The organism is Acinetobacter entericus (genome assembly GCF_026168575.1).
GTDB lineage: Bacteria > Pseudomonadota > Gammaproteobacteria > Pseudomonadales > Moraxellaceae > Acinetobacter > Acinetobacter bouvetii.
Genome location: NZ_JAPEQW010000020.1, coordinates 17,073 through 36,974, shown reverse-complemented (window position 1 = coordinate 36,974; position 19,902 = coordinate 17,073). Strand labels below are relative to the sequence as shown.

General features: G+C 45.6%; 15 protein-coding genes. 8 read left to right on the top strand and 7 right to left on the bottom strand.

Going from position 1 to position 19,902, the window contains the following annotated elements; all coding sequences use genetic code 11:
• Nucleotides 1-15 precede the first annotated feature (15 nt).
• The gene (locus OKC24_RS14360) at nt 16-1,026 is read right to left on the bottom strand and encodes an AraC family transcriptional regulator (RefSeq protein ID WP_005007790.1); all 1,011 of its coding nucleotides are present in this window, start codon (nt 1,024-1,026) and stop codon (nt 16-18) included.
• 210 nt (nt 1,027-1,236) lie between these two features.
• Between OKC24_RS14360 and OKC24_RS14355 the strand changes: the two genes are divergently transcribed.
• From OKC24_RS14355 to OKC24_RS14335, 5 genes are all read left to right on the top strand, one after another.
• Nucleotides 1,237-2,355: a CaiB/BaiF CoA transferase family protein gene (locus OKC24_RS14355; protein WP_130147994.1), complete on the top strand. Its 1,119-nt coding sequence runs from the start codon at nt 1,237-1,239 to the stop codon at nt 2,353-2,355.
• Between the two features lie 119 nt (nt 2,356-2,474).
• Nucleotides 2,475-3,755, top strand: coding sequence for a carbohydrate porin (locus tag OKC24_RS14350; protein WP_130147996.1), 1,281 nt, complete (start codon nt 2,475-2,477; stop codon nt 3,753-3,755).
• A 206-nt stretch (nt 3,756-3,961) separates the two neighbouring features.
• Entirely contained in the window at nt 3,962-6,364 is a 2,403-nt protein-coding gene (locus OKC24_RS14345; RefSeq protein ID WP_130147998.1) for a glucose/quinate/shikimate family membrane-bound PQQ-dependent dehydrogenase, read from the top strand.
• A gap of 250 nt (nt 6,365-6,614) precedes the next feature.
• Nucleotides 6,615-8,258 carry a nitrite/sulfite reductase gene (locus OKC24_RS14340; RefSeq protein ID WP_130148000.1) on the top strand — a complete coding sequence of 548 codons (1,644 nt, stop codon included), beginning with the start codon at nt 6,615-6,617 and terminating at the stop codon, nt 8,256-8,258.
• Complete coding sequence (locus tag OKC24_RS14335) at nt 8,251-8,736, top strand: DUF934 domain-containing protein (protein ID WP_130148002.1); 486 nt, start codon at nt 8,251-8,253, stop codon at nt 8,734-8,736. The genes OKC24_RS14340 and OKC24_RS14335 overlap by 8 nt, the downstream gene beginning before the upstream one ends.
• A gap of 56 nt (nt 8,737-8,792) precedes the next feature.
• Here OKC24_RS14335 and OKC24_RS14330 read toward each other — a convergent pair whose 3' ends face one another.
• The 3 genes from OKC24_RS14330 to OKC24_RS14320 form a co-directional block, all read right to left on the bottom strand.
• Nucleotides 8,793-9,242 carry a VOC family protein gene (locus OKC24_RS14330; RefSeq protein ID WP_130148004.1) on the bottom strand — a complete coding sequence of 150 codons (450 nt, stop codon included), beginning with the start codon at nt 9,240-9,242 and terminating at the stop codon, nt 8,793-8,795.
• Nucleotides 9,243-9,449: 207 nt separating this feature from the next.
• Nucleotides 9,450-10,625, bottom strand: coding sequence for a thiolase family protein (locus tag OKC24_RS14325; protein WP_265465770.1), 1,176 nt, complete (start codon nt 10,623-10,625; stop codon nt 9,450-9,452).
• Nucleotides 10,626-10,734: 109 nt separating this feature from the next.
• The gene (locus tag OKC24_RS14320) at nt 10,735-11,256 is read right to left on the bottom strand and encodes a GspH/FimT family pseudopilin (RefSeq protein ID WP_130148008.1); all 522 of its coding nucleotides are present in this window, start codon (nt 11,254-11,256) and stop codon (nt 10,735-10,737) included.
• Between the two features lie 381 nt (nt 11,257-11,637).
• Between OKC24_RS14320 and omp38 the strand changes: the two genes are divergently transcribed.
• Nucleotides 11,638-12,687 (top strand): outer membrane protein Omp38, encoded by a 1,050-nt coding sequence (omp38, locus tag OKC24_RS14315; RefSeq protein ID WP_130148010.1) that lies wholly within the window; start codon nt 11,638-11,640, stop codon nt 12,685-12,687.
• 593 nt (nt 12,688-13,280) lie between these two features.
• Here the strand turns inward: omp38 and OKC24_RS14310 are convergent.
• From OKC24_RS14310 to OKC24_RS14300, 3 genes are all read right to left on the bottom strand, one after another.
• Nucleotides 13,281-14,744, bottom strand: coding sequence for an amino acid permease (locus OKC24_RS14310; RefSeq protein WP_130148012.1), 1,464 nt, complete (start codon nt 14,742-14,744; stop codon nt 13,281-13,283).
• Nucleotides 14,741-15,778 (bottom strand): methyltransferase, encoded by a 1,038-nt coding sequence (locus tag OKC24_RS14305; RefSeq protein ID WP_130148014.1) that lies wholly within the window; start codon nt 15,776-15,778, stop codon nt 14,741-14,743. Before OKC24_RS14305 ends, OKC24_RS14310 begins: the two co-directional genes overlap by 4 nt.
• 66 nt (nt 15,779-15,844) lie before the next feature.
• Complete coding sequence (locus OKC24_RS14300; RefSeq protein ID WP_131276069.1) at nt 15,845-17,215, bottom strand: uracil-xanthine permease family protein; 1,371 nt, start codon at nt 17,213-17,215, stop codon at nt 15,845-15,847.
• A 172-nt stretch (nt 17,216-17,387) separates the two neighbouring features.
• Here OKC24_RS14300 and typA point away from each other — a divergent pair, with 172 nt between their 5' ends.
• Together typA and mscL are read left to right on the top strand one after the other, a co-directional pair.
• Nucleotides 17,388-19,226 (top strand): translational GTPase TypA, encoded by a 1,839-nt coding sequence (typA, locus tag OKC24_RS14295; protein ID WP_130148018.1) that lies wholly within the window; start codon nt 17,388-17,390, stop codon nt 19,224-19,226.
• A 223-nt stretch (nt 19,227-19,449) separates the two neighbouring features.
• Complete coding sequence (mscL, locus tag OKC24_RS14290) at nt 19,450-19,884, top strand: large conductance mechanosensitive channel protein MscL (protein WP_130148020.1); 435 nt, start codon at nt 19,450-19,452, stop codon at nt 19,882-19,884.
• Nucleotides 19,885-19,902: the final 18 nt, after the last annotated feature.

Sequence of the window (19,902 nt, the reverse complement as noted above, 5' to 3'; positions counted from 1 at the left end):
TATCCACAGTTTGGCTTAATGATAACCGTGTAATTGACGGTATAGGCCTGGGGTTACCCCAGTCCATTTTTTAAATGCGCGGTGGAAGGTGCTGGTTTCACTGAAACCGACTTGCTGCGCCACATCTTCCAGAGTTAATGCTGGATTGAGTAATAAATGAATGGCGGCATCCCGGCGCAAGGCGTCTTTCACGCCTTGATAGCTTTTGCCTTCAGCAGCCAAGCGGCGGCGCAAGGTTTGCGGTGAAAGATACAGCATCGATGCAACATCATTCAGTGTCGGCATTTCTTCACCAATTTGGCTCTTTAGCACTTCGCGGATGCGAGACGTTAAAGAATTGGTGTTTTTAAATTTCACCAGCAATTGCGCAGGCGCCGCCTTTAAGAATTCTTCCAGAGATTCTTCATTTTGGCGAATCGGCAGATCTAAATAATCCGCTGCAAAAGTAATTTCGGTACGCGGCGCATCAAACTGCATCACGGGTGCAAAAAACAGCGCATCATATTCGTCGGCATGCTCTGGACGGCTGTAGCCGAAATGCACACGCTCCAGCGGCAAGCGGCGTTCAATCAGCCAAGACGCTAAGCCATGCCAAATCATCAGCATGCTTTCTGTAATGAAATGATCCGGGTCCATGGATTTTGGAATTAAGGGCACTAAGCGCGCTTCGTGCTTATCGCGCTCCAGTGAAACAGACCATTCATCGCCAAATAATTTATAAAATTGCGAGGAAAGCTCCAGTGCATCACCTAATGTTTTTGCATGAATAATCAACTGGCACATAATGGCAAAAGTGCCCAAACGGCGCGGCTGAATATCAAAACCGACGTGTTCATCCTGCGTCACCATCCACAGCATTTTAATGAAGCGGGTGTACTGTTCAGGTGAAATACGCGCTTTAGGCTGACGCAGAAGCTCTGCCTCGATGCCAACGTGAGACAATAAAGTTTCGACATCCATGCCAAGGCGCTTTACACCAGACAGGGCGGCGTTGACGAAATGGATACTGATCGTATCGCGACTCATGTTAATTCCTTCAGTCTCTTTAATGTTCACTATTGCTTGACCTAAATGACGCTAAAAAATGTATGTATGGCAATTTACAACAGTAAATTTACCATTTTTACATGTTAAATTGCCGAAACTATCAAGGTAAATGGCTGAACATGACATTGTGTTGACTCTTTTATATTTCTAATATGCCTGAAAATGCAACATAAATAGAGTAAAAACCCAATGAATTATCCGCTAAATGGTTTGAAAGTCCTTGATTTTTCCACTCTGCTGCCAGGTCCATTCGCCACAATGTATTTGGCGGATATGGGCGCCGAAGTTGTGCATATTGAATCACCTACACGTCCCGATCTTGTACGCCTGATGCCGCCGTATTCCAATGGGCAGGCCGCATCGCACAATTACTTAAACCGCAATAAGCGGTCCGTGGCTTTGGATTTAAAAGATCCTGACAGTATTGCATTGCTGAAATCTAAAATTTCTGAATACGACATTGTTGTTGAGCAATTCAGGCCAGGGGTCATGCAGCGCTTAGGTTTGGATTATCAAACACTTGCCGAAATTCATCCGCAATTAATTTACTGCTCGGTGACCGGCTACGGTCAAACCGGCAGCTATAAAGACCGCGCCGGGCATGACATTAATTATCTGGCGCTATCGGGCATTGCTGGCCATAGCGGCCGTCAGGACAGCGGGCCGCCTCCGCTGGGCATTCAGGTTGCCGATGTTGCCGGCGGTTCGCTGCATGCCGTGATTGCTATTTTGAGCGCAGTCATTGAGCGCAGCCAAAGCGGTCAAGGCCAGTATATTGATATCTCCATGACAGATTGCGCCGTAGCCTTAAACAATATGGCAGCAGCTGCGGAAATCGCAGGCAATGAACGGCAGCAGCCTGAGCATTCACATTTAAATGGCGGCACATTTTATGATTATTACCAAACCCGCGATGGGCGCTATGTATCCATCGGCAGTTTAGAACCGCAATTTATGCTGGGTTTGGCGCAGATTTTAGAGCTTCCGATCGTGGCTGAAAAAGGCGCATCCTTTGCTCCAGAAGACCGAACAGCCGTAAAGCGGGCGCTTCAGGAAAAGATGCTGACTAAAGATTTTTCTGAATGGAATGAATTGTTTAGCACACAGGATGTATGTGTTGAGCCAGTACTCAGTTTGCATGAGGCTTTGCATTCCGCGCTTGCGGATGAGCGGGACTGGCTGGTTTCTGTGCCGCTGCAAGCGGGGAGTACAAAAAACGAACAACAATTAGCTTGTCCGATTAAGTTTTCACGATCAAAAATAAGGTACGAATTTATAGGAAAATCATTAGGCTGTGATTTATTGTAAAATCTCTTATTATGATAATTGCTGTGGCTTAGTGGCTTTGAGATAATAAAAAAGCATGCGATTTTATACGGGTTAAGCGTATTGTTCACATGAGTAAAAAATATAAAAGGTCACCAATTATGAATAAATTAAGAAACAGTTGGTGTTTTTGTCTCAGCCTTTGCGCCTTAAGTCTAGGAGTGCAAAGTGTTTCTGCTGCCGAAGCTTTCAGCGCTGAAAGCCCTTGGATGTTTGGCGATTGGAATGGCCAGCGGAGTGATTTGCAGCAAAAAGGCTATGATTTCAGCTTCGGATATACTGGAGAAATGGCCACATTGCTGGATGCAAAATATTCATCCAGCCATGGCACTGAATATGCCGATCAATTCGCGATTGGCGCTCATCTGGATTTAGAAAAAATTCTCGGCTGGCAAGACACTGAAGCGCAAATCACCGTGACGGAGCGTAACGGCCATTCATTATCGCAAACTTCTGATGCGCTGAACGGGCATTTAAGCTCAGTTCAAGAAGTGTGGGGCCGCGGTCAAACTTGGCGCTTAACTGATTTTTGGATCAAGAAAAAATTCCTCGATCAAAAACTGGATGTAAAGGCCGGCCGGTTTGGTGAAGGCGAGGACTTCAACAGCTTTGACTGTGATTTTCAAAATTTGGCGCTCTGCGGTTCGCAAGTCGGCAACTGGGCCGGTGATCAATGGTACAACTGGCCCGTCAGCCAATGGGCGGCTCGGGTGAAATACAGCATCCGACCAGATTTATTTGCGCAAGTGGGAGTGTATGAATACAACCCTGAAAATCTGGAGCGCGGTAAAGGCTGGAACTTAAGCACCGATGGCTCACATGGCGCAATTATTCCGGCAGAAGTGGTTTGGTCGCCTAAAGCCGGCGCTGCAGCGCTTCCCGGTGAATACCGCGCCGGCTATTACTACAGCACGGCGGATGCAGATGTCATTCACAGCGCTGTCAATGCACAAGATCATCATCAAGGCGGCTGGATTGTCGCGAAGCAGCAGCTGACTGCGCATAAAGATGATGCGTCACGCGGTTTAAGCGGTTTCGCTAACTTGACTGTGCATGATGCTGATACCAACAGCGTCAGGGATATGCAAAATATAGGCTTGGTTTACAAAGGCGCTTTCGATGCCCGCCCGCAGGATGAAATAGCCATTGGATTTGGGCGCGTCAGTATTAATGATGATGTGAATGACGCCAATATTTCCAATAACACAGTCGATGCGCGCGGCCTGCAAAGTGAAGAATACGATGCCGAAATTTATTATGGCATTCATGCAGCCCATTGGCTGACAGTGCGCCCCAATATTCAATATATCCGCCATGTTGGCGCGTATAAAAATGGTGAAAATGCATGGGTCGGCGGAATTAAATTCCAGACCGCATTTTAGTTTCTAGATCCGTAAGTATTTGCCAGGCATCATCGGCAAATACTGGATTCATTTGACTTGAAAACAATAAAGCTGTTCATGCTCAGCATTTTGAGCTGTGGGCTGAAATGGCTTGGCAGATACTTAAAATCTAAAAACTATTCAGGCGCTCATCCTGTTCTAAGAAGGGATGAGCTTAAAAAGAATCTAAGAAAAAGGTGGCTTATATGGGTACTCCGTCTTCTGGTTCAGGATTTAAAACTTTCACCGCGGGCATAGCCGCGCTGTTTGGTTTGATTCTGCTGATAGGAGGGATATACCTTGCAGTGCTGGGCGGGTCTTGGTACTACATCATTGCAGGTTTACTCTTCATTGCGACTGCAGTTTTGCTGCAGAAATTAAAAAGTTCAGCATTGATTGTCTATGCGGCATTGGTTTTAGGAACCGTTGTCTGGGGCTTATGGGAAGTCGGTTCGGACTTTTTCGCTCTGGCGCCGCGCCTTGATATTTTAGGTGTATTTGGCTTGTGGCTGCTGATTCCAGCAGTCACCCGCGGTTTTGACCATAGCAAAGGCGCAAAAATAGCGCTGACAGGCTCATTGGCGATTACCATTGCTGTGATGATCTATTCTGTATTTAACGATCCTCAGGAAATCCGCGGTGAGTTAAGCACCAAACAGCCTGCCGTTTCGCAGCCGATTCCAGGTGTTGCTGATGAAGACTGGCCGGCGTATGGCCGTACGCAGTCAGGTTTGCGTTATTCTCCATTAAAGCAAATTAACTCGGATAACGTCAAAAATCTTGAAGTGGCTTGGGAATATCATACGGGCGAATTTAAAACGGAGAATGATTCTGGTGAGACCACCAATCAGGTGACGCCAATTAAAGTGGGCGACAACATGTACATCTGTACAACCCACCAAAAATTGACTGCGCTTGATCCAGTGACCGGTAAGGCGAAATGGACCTTTGATCCGAAGCTGAAAGCCGATAATACCTATCAGCATTTAACTTGCCGCGGCGTTTCTTACTATGATGCAAACAACACCGCAGGTTTTGAAGCCAGTTTGGCGGCTAAAAAAACGGCTTCTGCTGAATGCCCTCAAAAAGTCATTCTTCCGGTTAATGACGGCCGTTTAGTTGCGGTGAATCCAAATACTGGCAAGCCATGTTCAGACTTCGGACATAGCGGTGAAGTGGATCTGCAAAAAGATATGCCATTCCCTTATCCTGGCGGCTATATCCCGACCTCTCCGCCCGTAGTGACAGGGACCACCATTATTATTGGCGGCTCAACCACCGATAACTATTCTACCGAAGAGCCATCCGGTGTCATCCGCGGCTATGATGTCAATACCGGCGAACTGCTTTGGGTCTTTGATACCGGTGCTGAGGATTCGAATGCGATTCCGGCGCCGGGTCAAAAATTTGTGCATAATTCACCTAATGCATGGGCGCCTTTGGCTTATGATGCCAAACTGGATATCGTGTATGTGCCAACCGGTGTCGGCACACCGGATATCTGGGGCGGTAACCGCACTGAATTGGATGAGCGCTATGCCAACTCAATGCTGGCACTGAATGCAACCACAGGGAAGCTGATCTGGAATTTCCAAACCACCCATCATGATTTATGGGATATGGATGTGCCGTCACAGCCGACTTTAGCGGACATTAAAGATAAATCAGGCAATATGGTTCCTGCGATCTACGTGTTGACTAAAACAGGCAACGCCTTTGTTTTAGACCGCCGTACAGGTAAAGCGGTTGTCCCGATTACCGAGCGTCCAGTACCGCAAACGGTAAAACGCGGTCCGCAAACTAAAGGCGAGCGCTATTCTCCAACACAGCCATTCTCAGATTTTGATATGGCGCCGAAAGACAAATTGACAGATAAGCAAATGTGGGGCGCAACCATGTTTGACCAAATGATCTGCCGAGTGTCATTCAAAAAACTGAACTATGACGGCATTTATACACCGCCTTCAGAAAACGGCACATTGGTGTTTCCAGGCAACTTAGGCGTATTTGAATGGGGCGGCATGTCTGTAAATCCAGACCGTCAAATCGCAGTGATGAATCCAATTGGCCTGCCATTTGTATCTAGGCTTATTCCTGAAGATCCAAACCGGCCTAAAACGGCCAAAGGCGCAGGTACCGAAGCTGGCGTGCAGCCGATGTACGGCGTGCCTTATGGTGTTGAAATCAGCGCATTCTTGTCTCCGTTTGGCTTGCCATGCAAACAGCCTGCTTGGGGCTATGTTGCGGGGGTCGATTTGAATACCCATGAAACGGCATGGAAACGACGCATCGGCACGATCCGTGACAGTATGCCAGGCATTCCATTGCCTCCATTTAAAATGGGTGTGCCAATGCTTGGCGGCTCAATCTCAACTGCGGGCAACGTAATGTTCATTGGCGCCACTCAGGATAACTATATCCGCGCGATCAATGTGACCAATGGTGATGAGCTGTGGAAAGGCCGTTTGCCGGCTGGCGGTCAAGCGACGCCAATGACTTATGAAGCCAACGGCAAACAGTATGTCGTGATTATGGCAGGCGGTCACGGTTCATTCGGCACCAAAATGGGCGATTCAATTGTGGCCTATGCATTGCCGGATAAAAAATAAGCATTGAACTCATGTTGAAAAAAGCCTGATTCGTCAGGCTTTTTTGTTATGAAAAAAAATGCTAAAGAATGAATAAAATAATCAATATTGATAAAAATAGAATGAAAAGAGCCGAAAGGCTTTATATCAGTGAAATCTCTATATCCTTATCAATAAAACCGCTATGAAATATGTAAAAAACGCATTTTCTTGATAGATCAAATCTCGTTATGCTGTGCATCGTTATAATAGAAATTACTAGCTGTACGCCATGTATTTATATACTGATTTTGACCAGCAACTGGTTAATGAACGTGTTGCACAGTTCCGCGATCAAACGGAACGTTATTTAGCAGGAAAATTGACGGAAGATGAATACCGTCCACTGCGCCTTCAAAATGGTTTATATGTTCAGCGCTATGCGCCGATGCTGCGTATTGCAGTGCCTTATGGCCTAATGAATTCACAGCAGCTGCGTAAAGTTGCATCGCTGGCAAAAGACTATGACCGCGGTTATGCGCACGTATCTACGCGTCAAAATATTCAGTTTAACTGGCCAGCACTGGAAAATGTACCTGATATGCTGCAAGAGCTTGCATCGGTTCAAATGCATGCGATCCAAACTTCAGGCAACTGTATCCGCAACACCACGACTGACCAATATGCGGGTGTGGTTGCAGGTGAAATTGCCGATCCGCGTCCGACATGTGAATTGATCCGTCAGTGGTCTACATTCCACCCAGAATTCGCGTTCCTGCCGCGTAAATTCAAAATCGCTGTATCAGCGCTTGAAGAAATTGACCGTGCAGCAACCTCATTCCACGATATCGGTGTTTACATCGTGCGTAATGAAGCTGGCGAAATGGGCTATAAAATTAAAGTCGGCGGCGGCTTAGGCCGTACGCCAGTGATCGGCAGCTTTATCCGTGATTTCTTGCCGCGTGAAGATTTAATCGCATATTTAGAAGCGGTGCTTCGCGTCTATAACTTGCATGGCCGCCGCGACAACAAATACAAAGCGCGCATCAAAATTTTAGTGAAAGCGTTAACGCCTGCGGTATTTGCCGAAAAAGTCGAAGCTGAATTTGCGCATACCATCAAAACTTTAAAAATTGATGCCGATACCTTGAAGAAAATGGATGAAAACTTCACGCCATTTGATTATCAAAATTATGCAGACGAAGACTTTGCTGCGCAGTTTGCGGCTGAGCCGAAATTCAAGCAATGGTTCAATATCAATACCAATGCGCACAAAGTTTCAGGCTACCGCATTGTTACGATTTCTTTGAAACGCGCAGGTGTTGCGCCAGGCGACATGACGGTTGAAGAAATGAACCTGATTGCGGACCTTGCAGATAAATACACTTTTGGCGAATTGCGCACCACGCATGAACAGAATATTTCTCTGGTGGATGTGCCGCAGAAAGACCTGTTTGAATTGTGGCAAATTCTTGAAAAGAACAACCTTGCCCGCGCGCATATTGGTTTCATTACCGACATTATCTGCTGCCCAGGCGGTGATTTCTGCTCATTGGCGAATGCAAAATCGATTCCAATTTCGGAAGCGATTTCACGCCGTTTTGATGATTTGGATACGGTCTACAACCTTGGCCACATTGACCTGAATATCTCAGGCTGCATGAATGCCTGCGGCCATCACCATGTTGGCAATATCGGTATTTTAGGCGTCGATAAAAAAGGCGCTGAGTTTTACCAAATCACTTTGGGCGGCAATGCAGACCATGATGCATCGATTGGCGACATCTTAGGGCCATCTTTCGCAGCTGAAGTGGTTCCAGACATCATTGAAGAAATCCTGAACACGTATTTAGATTTGCGTACGGAAGGCGAAGAGTTTATTGAAACTTACCGCCGTGTCGGCATTCAGCCATTTAAGGAGCGCGCATATGCTTAATACAGCACTTCCAGTCCTTTCTAAAGACGGCTCTGTTGCAGACAATACTTATCAAGTAATTGGTGAAGATGGCACGCTGCCGCAAGGCGATGTGGTATTAACAGTTGAGCAATTGGATCAATTGGCGAATGTGTCTGGTAAAAAAGGCCTGTTCGTCACTGTTGATACTTCACCTGAAGATCATCAGTTCCCGTTAGATCAGCTAGATTCCATCTTCATTGACTTTGCTGGCTTCAATGATGGCCGCGGCTATTCATTTGCAGCGCTGTTACGCCGTCAAGGCTACCAAGGTGAGCTTCGCGCAACAGGTGATGTATTCAAAGATGTATTGAATTACATGAAGCGTTCTGGTTTTGATTCTTTTGTAGTGAAAGAAGGCAAGGACATCCAGGAAGCGGCCGCTGGATTGGGTGACTTTACCAACCCTTACCAGGCTTCGACTGCTGTGCCTCAAGCGCATTATCAAACGGGTGCTTAAGCATAAAAGCTGAGTACAAAAAAAGCCTCCATCAGGAGGCTTTTTATTTTGTGAAATCAGCGTTCTTCCAGCTGGCAGTTGATCATCCATTTAATGCCGAATTGATCGGTAAATGCGCCGTACAGTGCGCCCCAAAAAGTCTTGTCGAGCGGCATTTCTATCGAACCGCCTTTTGACAGCGCATCAAACAGCTGCTTCGCTTTATCTTGTTCACTGCTGTCTAAATTGATCGAAATATAGTGATTGGTGCCCACGGTAAAGGGCTGGTTGGTTTGAGCGCAGAACTGATCATTGACGTCTGATGCCATCAGCACGGTACATTCATTAATCGGCAGGGAGACATGCATAATCTTCTGCTTATCATCATCAGAGAGGGATACGCCTTCTTGGGCGGGCATGTCGCCATAACGCATCAGCGCGGAAAATTCTCCGCCAAACACGGATTTATAAAAGTTAAAGGCGGCTTCAGTATTGCCTTTGAAGTTCAGATAGTGATTCAGCTGCATGGTGAACATCCATTTTTGTTATTTTTCACTTCAATTCTAGGACGATTTTCTGAACTTTAAATGGTGAATCTATTAAAAAATGTAAGCATAAAAAAGTCCCTCTGTGAGAGGGACTTTCAGTCCCCCTCCTTTATTAAAGGAGAGGTAGGGGAAGGATTTAGGAATAATCCCTCTAAATCTCTCTTTGCTAAGAGAGATAATAAAGCATTAAAGCACCTCAATCGCCACTGCAGTCGCTTCACCGCCGCCGATGCATAGCGCAGCGATGCCTTTTTTGCCGCCAGTGCGCTTAAGCGCATGAATCAGCGTCAAGATAATGCGTGAACCTGTCGAACCGACTGGGTGGCCCAATGCGCAAGCGCCGCCATTGATGTTGACTTTGTCAGCATCTAACTTAAATTCGTCCATTGGGCACATGGTAACCATAGCAAAGGCTTCGTTAATTTCCCAAAGATCGACATCTTGTGCATTCCAGCCAGTTTGAGTTAACACTTTTTGAATCGCGCCCACCGGTGCAATGGTAAACTCAGAAGGGTGCTGCGAGTTAGAGGCATAAGCTACAATTTTAGCCAATGGCGTTAAACCTTTAGCGGCTGCATGCTCAGCAGAGGTTAACACTAAAGCCGAAGCGCCGTCTGAAATTGAACTGGCGTTGGCTGCCGTAATGGTGCCGTCTTTGGCAAAAGCAGGGCGCAGAGTCGGAATTTTGTCGATGTTGGCATTGAACGGCTGTTCATCTTTATCGACAACGACATCGCCTTTACGCGAAGAAACAGTTACAGGCGCGATTTCATCGGCGAAATAGCCTTCTGTAATCGCGGCTTGCGCGCGTTTTAAAGAGCGGATGGCAAAATCATCCATTTGTTCGCGGGTATAGCCTTTGGTATTTGCCATATCTTGTGCAAAAGAACCCATTAAACGGCCTGTTTCAGCATCTTCCAGACCATCTAAGAACATATGATCTTTAATTTCGCCATGGCCCATGCGGTAGCCTGCACGGGCTTTGGTTAATACATAAGGCGCATTGGTCATAGACTCCATGCCGCCGGCAACCGCAATAGAGGCGGAACCTGCTTTAATCATATCGGCTGCCTGCATGACGGCTTTCATGCCTGAACCGCACAGCTTATTAATGGTGACTGCGCCTGTAGAATCTGGCAGGCCAGCCAGACGCATCGCCTGGCGCGCTGGGCCCTGTTTTAAGCCGGCAGGAAGGACACAGCCCATAATGACTTCTTCAACATCGTTCGGCTGCAAGCCTGCACGAGAAACAGCTTCTTTAATTGCCGCGGCGCCTAATTGAGGCGCTGTTAAACCAGAAAGGCTGCCTTGAAAACCGCCCATAGCCGTACGTGCGCCATTTACAATTACGATGTCCGTCATTGTTATTTCTCCTAAATTTTTTAATTAAAAAATATCCTAACCCGAGCAGTATATTGAAAAATCTCACAGAATAAAGCGCAATTGGTGTGCAGAATGAAACCCATGAGTTCTAGCAGGCACTGATATTTTCAATTCGTGTATGTCCCATTTTACTGAGATTTAATTTTTGATGAGGCAGCCCCATCAATGAGCAGTAATAAAAGCCGCCATTTGAACCAATCGGCAAACCGGATAGGGCTTGAAAGGTAAGGCTGGGGATGCTGAGCGTTCCTTTCCAGTCTAGAGAACCATATTTCAGATCGAGCACTTCGGTTTGTAAAACCTTTTCCGTGCTGTCTACGAGCCGGTTCTTATTGATATCGATAAATACAATGAAGCCGCTGTTCCAGTTTGCAGATTCGCATTGCGTCAATGTTTTGCTTGGGCAAATCACAATATTGGCGCGATGCACAAGCGCTAAATTTTTTGCAGACCTGTTTGCTAAGGTTAATTTGGAAAGAGTTGACTTAACTTCTTGTTCGGCCATGAGTTGTTGAAAATGCGGTAAAGCGATGGCGGTGATGATGGCTAAAACAGCAGTTGCAATGATGAGCTCAAATAATGTGAAGCCATTTTTTATTAGAAGAAACATGAAATTAGACCTGTTGTTATATATTGTTTTTATAAAAATCGTGGTATTAGTAAAGGGTTTTGATGCTGGCTTATACAGAGCAGTTAATTTTATTACTCAAGATTTGATAAAACTGCTAAAATAAAGGCAAGTGACAATAGGCGATTCACAAGAATAAATTGAGTAAAAAATTACCGAATTACAACGGAAATTGTAAGTAATTTTGTCAATAATTTACTTGATTAGATTAATCAAGCACTTGGAAAAAGAATAAAGTGTTTGTATGATTCAACGTGAATAGCTTAAAAATAAAACTGGGGTATTAGAAAGCCTATCTCAGGATAGCCAAATTTATTTAGGCTTAAGCTTGAACAACAATTTTTATCTCTGGAGGATAAATCCATGAAAATGAGTCGTATTGCATTAGCAATGCTCGTAGCTGCTCCTTTAGCAGCTGCAAACGCAGGCGTAACTGTTACTCCATTAATGCTTGGTTACACTTTCCAAGATTCTCAGCACAATAACAGCAATGGTAACCTGACTAATGGTCCAGAGCTTCAAGACGACTTGTTCGTTGGCGCTGCGCTTGGTGTTGAATTAACTCCATGGTTAGGCTTTGAAGCTGAATACAACCAAGTTAAAGGTGATGTTGATCCTCAACAAGGCGAATACAAGCAAACTCAAATCAACGGTAACTTCTATGCTACTTCTGATTTGATCACTAAAAACTACGACAGCAAAATCAAGCCTTACGTATTGCTAGGTGCTGGCCATTACAAATACGAATTTGATAATGCAACTGCTCGTGGTCTTAACGGTGCTTACCGCGGTACTGAAGAAGAAGGTACTTTGGGTAACGCAGGTCTTGGTGCTTTCTGGCGCTTAAACGATGCTTTGTCTCTACGTACTGAAGCTCGCGCGACTTACAACATCGACGAAGATTTCTGGAACTACACTGCTTTGGCAGGTCTTAATGTAGTTCTTGGCGGTCACTTGAAACCAGCTGCTCCAGTGGTAGAAGTTGCTCCTGTAGCTCCAGCTCCTGTAGCTCCAGCTCCACAAGAGTTGACTGAAGATCTGAACATGGAACTTCGTGTGTTCTTTGATACAAACAAATCAAACATCAAAGATCAATACAAGCCAGAAATCGCTAAAGTTGCTGAGAAGTTAGTTGAATATCCAAACGCTACTGCTCGCATCGAAGGCCACACAGATAACACTGGTCCACGCGCATTGAACGAACGTTTGTCATTGGCTCGTGCTAACTCTGTTAAATCTTCACTTGTAAATGAATACAACGTTGACGCATCTCGTTTGACTACTCAAGGTTTCGCTTGGGATCAACCGATTGCTGACAACAACACTAAAGAAGGCCGTGCTATGAACCGTCGTGTATTCGCGACTATCTCTGGCAGCCGTACAGTTGTTGTAGAAGGTCAACAAGCTCAATAATTTATTATTGAACTGATCTAAAAAAGCAGCCGTAAGGCTGCTTTTTTATTGCTTATTATTTTCTAGAATTGTTTTAGCCGTTGTCATTAAACAGGTGATTTGAGCTTAAAGCTGGCTAAATTTTTATGGGGTTTAGTCTCTAACTGCGGGCTTTTTGCTGTGCAGATGATTTTTCAGCATGATTTCATCAATAGGGTGTTTAAACAGTGAAACAAAGCGGCAAACCAAATGCAGATGAGGGCCTTCAGTTATAGGCTTCTCAGCAAATACAGCATGCAGAAGAAGGCGTTGTGATCATACCTTATTGCATTTTTTAGCTCGGCTGGCAATCACTCATGGATTGATGCAATAGATGAACGCGTGATTTGTGTTCTGACGCCATGCCTGCAGTTGTATAAAAGCTTCGGCTGCGCGCCAGAAATAATCTGCCTGCTAACTATTGTTATTGATGATCGAGGCTTTTATTAGCACAATAGCTGAGCCAATCAGTCAGCAGGTTGTGCTCTTACAGAGTGCAGATCGATCATGCTGTACATAAAAAAACAGCCCGAAGACTGTTTTTTATAAGCGCTATGCGTAATCTGGGAATGGGATCACTCGCGGTCAATGTTCATTGGGCGAACATCCATCGCTTGGTAAGACACCAGTTTGGCTTTGTATTTCCACTTGTAGCCTAGCCAAATCACTAAGAATAAGAAGATGCCAATGTATGTTGAAATCACACCTAGTAAATCGCCATTCAGAATGGCTTGATAATTCTGTCCCAATACCACAATGGTGCAAAGAATAAAGGCAAACCAAGGCGCGAAAGGGAAGAATTTCGCGCGGTATGCAAGATCTTCCAGTTTATGGCCTTGCGCTAAATATCCTTTGCGGAAGCGGTAATGTGATACGGCAATCCCCAGCCACACGATAAAGCCGCACATGCCGGACATGTTCAAAAGCCAGTTAAATACCGCTTGTTCGCCAATAAAGGTGGTTAAGAAGCAAAGCGCAGCAATTACCGTGGTTGCATATAATGCATTCATCGGAACGCCGCGGGCATTTAATTTGGAGAAAAGTTTTGGCGCGCTGCCATTTTTCGCCATATCAAACAGCATGCGGGTAGAGGAATACATGCCTGAGTTACCGGCAGATAAAATTGCAGTTAAAATCACGGCATTCATCAGCCCCGCGGCAAAGGCAAAACCGGCTTTTTCATACAGCAGCGTGAAAGGCGACAGCGCAATATTTTCACTGGACGCGGCTTGCAATAAGCGCGGATCATCATATGCAATCAGTGTGCCGATAATGAAAATACACACCACATAGAACAAGAGGATGCGCCAGAAAATCTGTTTAATCGCAATAGGAATGGTTTTTTGCGGGTCTTTAGATTCACCAGCCGCCACACCGACCATTTCGGTGCCCTGAAAAGAGAAACCGGCAATCATGGCGACACCAATGAGGGCGGATAAGCCGCCAACAAAAGGCGCTTCGCCTTTGGTCCAGTTTGCAAAAACGCTGACATTAGGCGTCATCATGATTTTAAAAATCATAAAAATGCCAATGACAATAAAAATGATAATCGCCAGGACTTTAACTAAGGAGAAAAGGAACTCACTCTCGCCAAAACCTCTTACCGACAATGCATTGATGCCAAACACGACAGCAAGGAAGATGGCGCTCCAATAGAAACCTGGAATATCGGGGAACCAGAATTTCATAATGAACTGTACCGCAACCAGTTCAAAAGCCACGGTAATAGCCCAGTTGTACCAGTAGTTCCAGCCCAGCGCAAAACCGAAGCCGCTCTCAACATACTTTGTGCCGTAAGTGAAGAAAGCGCCAGAAGTCGGGTTGTGTGTTGCCAATTCGCCCAAACTGGTCATGAGGAAGTAAATCATCACGCCAATGAGGCAGTACGCCAATAAAGCGCCGCCTGGGCCGGCATTCGCAATGGTTGCACCTGAAGCAAGGAATAAACCTGTACCGATAGAACCGCCGATTGCGATCATATTCAGATGGCGGGCGCCAAGCTTACGCTGGAGATGCGCCGGTTGAGAGGTTTCGCTCATCGTTGTTCCTTAAGATTTTTTTGAGTGCTGGCGAAGAGCACTTTGAAGCCTTGCTGATCCGTTTTTGTAATGCACTGACCAAAATTTTGCTCAATTAATACTGGATAATTTAAAAAACGGTTTGCAACGATCCACAGCTCACCGCCTGATTTCAGGTGGCGGCGCGAGGTCTTGCATAAATTTTCACTGGCATTGTAATCGGTATGTATGCCTTGATGGAATGGGGGGTTGCTGACGATGGCATGCAAAAATAGCGGCGCATCTTCAATGCCGCTGACTGCTTTGATCTCAAGCTGTTCTGGCAAAAGATTATTTTTCTCAAAAGTCAGCTGTGTAGAGGCTAAAGCAAATGCGTCCACATCGAGTGCGAAAATACGGTTTTTCGGATTCAGTTTGGCTAAATAGGCGCTGATGACCCCTGCACCGCAGCCAAAATCAGCAATTTTCCCTGACGTTACTTTTGAGAGGTAGGGCAAAAGAACAGCTGTGCCGACATCCAGCTTGCTTTGACTGAAGACGCCTGGCAGTGCGCAAATGCTTAAATCACCATTTGGGGTAGGGACTGTATATTCCTGCACCCAGCTTGCAAGCGGCTTCGGTTCTGTGCGGATGCTGCTGGTCAATTGCCACATTTGGCAATGGCGCGCGCTGTCCAGTTTAATGGCGCTGCCATAAGGCAGCAGCTGTTTAGCTGCGCGCTCAACACCGCCTTTTTTCTCACCGACTAAAAAAACAGATGAGCCAATTGTCAAACGGCTGAGCACATGGTGCAGCACATAGTTCAATAGTTCTTTTGACTTGGGAACAAAGATGACAGCCTGTTCAAAATCGGCGTCAGGCAATTCAATGCCAAAATGAATAGGGGCTTGCTGCTTCTGAAAGTACAGGGATTCGTTGTAATTCCATGTCCAAAACTGGGCATTGACCTGTGAAGGCAAATGCGCTTGCAATTCATCGCATGGCGCATTGACAAAAAGTACAGAACCCGTCAGATAATCCTGCTGCCGAAGAACTACTTCACTTCTTGGATCCATTGATTGTTACTCCTAAGTAAAAACGATGCCCAGACAATGCTGGGCGCCGTGCATACTGAAATGAAATTATTTCTTCGTTTCAGGAAGGATAATATTTAATAGCAAGGCTGCGATGCCGCCGGTAGCGACGCCGGAGCTGAAGATATTGCGGAACAGTTCAGGCAAGTGTTCCAGAATTTGCGGCACTTGCGCAACACCCAAGCCTAAGGCTAATGAAATCGCAATGATCAGCAGAGCGCGGCGGTCTAAATGGATGCCTGAAAGAATGTTAATGCCTGAAGCTGCGACTGCGCCAAACATCACCATGACGGCGCCGCCCAGCACCGCTTGCGGCACAGCCTGAATCACGCCTGCAACGGCTGGCAATAAGCCAAGAATGACCAGCAGCGCTGCAATCCAAATGCCGACGTAGCGGCTGGCAACCCCAGTGAGCTGAATCACGCCATTGTTTTGCGCAAATACAGAACTTGGAAACGTATTGAATAAGCCGGCAAGCAAAGAGTTTGCGCCATTCACCAGGACGCCGCCTTTTATGCGCTGCATCCATTCTGGGCCATCTACAGGCTGGTTTGACAGTTTAGAGGTCGCTGTAATGTCGCCAATGGCTTCCAAAGAGGTGACCAAGTAGATGAAGGCCATGGGAATGAATAAGCTCCAAGAGAAGCTTAAGCCAAAGTGCATTGGTGTTGGAATTTGCACCAGCGGCGCATCTTCTAAGCCTGAGAAATTTAGATGCCCCATAAAGCCTGCAAGAACATAACCGACAATTAAAGCGATTAAGATGGCGGAGCTTTTTACCCAAGTGATGCGCACACGGTTTAGGATGATAATTAATGCTAAAACCGTACAGGACATAATTAAATTGTCTGTATTGGCAAAGGTTTTATCGCTCATGGCCTGATAGCCGCCGCCCATGCTGATGAGGCCTTCCTTAATCAGGGTCAAGCCGATTAACAGCACCACAATGCCCGTAACCAGCGGTGTAATGAGTTGCTTCACCCAGGGAAGAATGCGTGAAACACCCATTTCAATAAATGAGCCAGCAATCACTACGCCAAAAATAGAGGCCATGACAGCTTCAACAGGCGTGCCTGCCGCAACCATCGCTGAACCGATGCCAATAATTGGGCCAATAAAGTTAAAGCTGGTGCCTTGAACGATCAGCAGGCCTGCGCCAAAGGGGCCCACCTTTTTACATTGCAAAAAGGTGGCAATGCCTGAGATCACCAATGACATGGAAAGAATCATATTGGTGTCTTCTTTGGACACGCCTAAAGCTAAACAGATCAGCAGGCCTGGCGTGACGATCGGTACAATGATCGCTAATAAGTGCTGAAATGCAGCAAGAAATGCAACAAGAGGTTTCGGACGGTCATTAAGTCCATAGACTAAATCAAGTTGATCTTTGGGGCTGGGAGATTGATTTAAATCAGACATGTGCAGGGCAAATTAAGGCTAGGTGGCGCTATTCTAATCTGATTACACAGCTTTACAAACCCAAAAAACATGCTGCTGGTCAAAAAAATGGGTCTGTCAATAAACTGTCACTACTAAAATTTATATTTTTTCTGTATAATTTGCCCTCAAACTTTAGGCGTATCGAATTCACATGTCAGATATTAAAACTCTCCGTAACATTGCCATCATCGCGCACGTCGACCATGGTAAAACTACTCTAGTAGACAAACTTTTACAGCAATCAGGTGCTCTTGGCGATCGCGCAGGCGAGATCGAACGTGTAATGGATTCGGGCGCTATTGAAAGCGAACGCGGTATTACCATTCTTGCAAAAAACACTGCAATTAAATGGACTGATGCGCGTACCAATACTGAATACCGCATCAACATCGTGGACACCCCGGGACACGCCGACTTTGGCGGTGAAGTAGAACGTGTAATGTCAATGGTTGACTGCGTACTTCTTCTTGTCGATTCTCAAGAAGGTCCAATGCCGCAAACGCGTTTCGTAACGCAAAAAGCGTTCGCGCGCGGTTTGAAGCCAATCGTGATTATCAACAAAGTTGACAAGCCAAGCGCGCGTCCAGACTGGGTAATCGATCAAGTATTCGATTTGTTTGATAACTTAGGCGGTACTGACGAACAGTTAGACTTCCCGGTTGTTTATGCATCAGGCCTTCGCGGTGTTGCTGGTCCTTCTCCAGAAGAACTTGCAGACGACATGACGCCATTGTTCCAAACAATCGTAGATATTGTTGAACCGCCAGCAGTTGACGTTGACGGTCCATTCCAAATGCAGATTTCTTCACTGGACTATAACAGCTTCGTAGGTGTTATCGGTGTAGGCCGTATTCAGCGCGGTTCAATCAGCTTAAATACACCTGTAACTGTGATTGATAAAGAAGGTAAGACGCGTAACGGCCGTATCCTGAAAATCATGGGTTACCACGGTTTAGAACGTATCGATGTAGATTCTGCTCAAGCAGGCGACATCGTGTGTGTAACAGGTATTGATGAACTTCATATCTCTGACACCATTTGTGATCAGAAAAATGTTGAAGCATTGCCGCCATTATCTGTAGATGAACCTACAGTGACTATGACTTTCCAAGTAAACAACTCACCGTTTGCGGGTAAAGAAGGTAAATTTGTAACTTCACGCAACATCCGTGAACGTTTAGACCGTGAATTGATCCATAACGTTGCTTTACGCGTTGAAGATACTGACAGTCCAGACCGTTTCAAAGTGTCTGGCCGCGGTGAGCTTCACCTTTCAGTTCTGATTGAAAACATGCGCCGTGAAGGTTTCGAGATGGGTGTTTCTCGTCCGCAAGTAATTTTGAAAGAAGTTGACGGCGAAAAGCAAGAACCATACGAAAACGTAACATTTGACGTTGAAGAACAGCACCAAGGTTCTGTAATGGAGCAAATGGGTCATCGTAAAGGCGAAATGACCAATATGGAAGTTGACGGCAAAGGCCGTATCCGTATTGAAGCAACTGTTCCTTCACGCGGCTTGATCGGTTTCCGTTCTGAATTCCTGACCATGACTTCTGGTACTGGTATCATGACGTCGAGCTTCTCGCACTACGGTCCAATGAAACAAGGTACTGTTGCGAAACGTCAAAACGGTGTACTGATTTCTATGGTTCAAGGTACTTGCCTGGGCTATGCGTTGTTCACACTTCAAGACCGCGGCCGTCTATTCGCTAAACCGCAGTTAGAAGTTTATGAAGGCATGATCGTCGGTATTAACTCACGTTCAGACGACATGACTGTTAACCCGACGAAAGCAAAACAGTTAACAAACGTACGTGCTTCTGGTACAGATGAAGCATTAACTCTCGTTCCAGCTGTTGAATATACGCTTGAACAAGCGCTTGAATTCATTGAAGATGATGAATTAGTTGAAGTAACACCGAAGTCAATCCGTATCCGTAAGCGTTACTTGACTGAAAACGAACGTAAACGTAACCGTTCTGGTAAATAAGATTTAAAAGTGAAGCTGCGCTTAAGAGCGCAGCATCATTTAAAAAAGCCATCAAGTGATTGATGGCTTTTTTTTGTTTACAATTCGCAAAGCTGTATATTAAAGCGGATATTTTCCGAGTAAATTACAAGGAATTAAATATGCTTATACATTACAATTGGTGATGTAAATCACTTAAAAAAATTTAATAAAGAATAGCATCGAATATTGGCTGGAGATAAAGATGAGTATTGTTCAAGAATTTAAAGAATTTGCTGTAAAAGGCAATGTGATGGATTTGGCTGTCGGTGTGATTATTGGCGGCGCATTCGGCAAGATTATTGATTCCATGGTGAAAGATATCATCATGCCTGTAGTTTCTTGGATTCTGGGCGGTGATGTGGACTATTCAAACTGGTTCTTGGTATTGGGCGATAACCCCAATAACCTGAATACATTAAAAGCAGCGCAAGATGCCGGCTTGAATGTTTTAGCCTACGGTAACTTCTTGACCATCTTAATCAACTTCCTGCTTTTGGCTTGGGTAGTGTTCCTGCTGGTGAAAATTATGAACAAAATGCGCCGTCAGCAGCCTGCAGAGCCTGAAGCGCCAGCAGCTACGCCAGAAGATATTGAATTGCTTCGTGAAATTCGTGATGAGTTGAAAAAACGTCAGTAATTGTAAAGAGACAAATGC

Excerpts from the sequence above, each read along its gene's own strand:
- OKC24_RS14360 (WP_005007790.1), bottom strand. The coding sequence starts at position 1,026 with ATGAGTCGCGATACGATCAGTATCCATTTCGTCAACGCCGCCCTGTCT.
- OKC24_RS14355 (WP_130147994.1), top strand. The coding sequence starts at position 1,237 with ATGAATTATCCGCTAAATGGTTTGAAAGTCCTTGATTTTTCCACTCTG.
- OKC24_RS14350 (WP_130147996.1), top strand. The coding sequence starts at position 2,475 with ATGAATAAATTAAGAAACAGTTGGTGTTTTTGTCTCAGCCTTTGCGCC.
- OKC24_RS14345 (WP_130147998.1), top strand. The coding sequence starts at position 3,962 with ATGGGTACTCCGTCTTCTGGTTCAGGATTTAAAACTTTCACCGCGGGC.
- OKC24_RS14340 (WP_130148000.1), top strand. The coding sequence starts at position 6,615 with ATGTATTTATATACTGATTTTGACCAGCAACTGGTTAATGAACGTGTT.
- OKC24_RS14335 (WP_130148002.1), top strand. The coding sequence starts at position 8,251 with ATGCTTAATACAGCACTTCCAGTCCTTTCTAAAGACGGCTCTGTTGCA.
- OKC24_RS14330 (WP_130148004.1), bottom strand. The coding sequence starts at position 9,242 with ATGCAGCTGAATCACTATCTGAACTTCAAAGGCAATACTGAAGCCGCC.
- OKC24_RS14325 (WP_265465770.1), bottom strand. The coding sequence starts at position 10,625 with ATGACGGACATCGTAATTGTAAATGGCGCACGTACGGCTATGGGCGGT.
- OKC24_RS14320 (WP_130148008.1), bottom strand. The coding sequence starts at position 11,256 with ATGTTTCTTCTAATAAAAAATGGCTTCACATTATTTGAGCTCATCATT.
- omp38 (WP_130148010.1), top strand. The coding sequence starts at position 11,638 with ATGAAAATGAGTCGTATTGCATTAGCAATGCTCGTAGCTGCTCCTTTA.
- OKC24_RS14310 (WP_130148012.1), bottom strand. The coding sequence starts at position 14,744 with ATGAGCGAAACCTCTCAACCGGCGCATCTCCAGCGTAAGCTTGGCGCC.
- OKC24_RS14305 (WP_130148014.1), bottom strand. The coding sequence starts at position 15,778 with ATGGATCCAAGAAGTGAAGTAGTTCTTCGGCAGCAGGATTATCTGACG.
- OKC24_RS14300 (WP_131276069.1), bottom strand. The coding sequence starts at position 17,215 with ATGTCTGATTTAAATCAATCTCCCAGCCCCAAAGATCAACTTGATTTA.
- typA (WP_130148018.1), top strand. The coding sequence starts at position 17,388 with ATGTCAGATATTAAAACTCTCCGTAACATTGCCATCATCGCGCACGTC.
- mscL (WP_130148020.1), top strand. The coding sequence starts at position 19,450 with ATGAGTATTGTTCAAGAATTTAAAGAATTTGCTGTAAAAGGCAATGTG.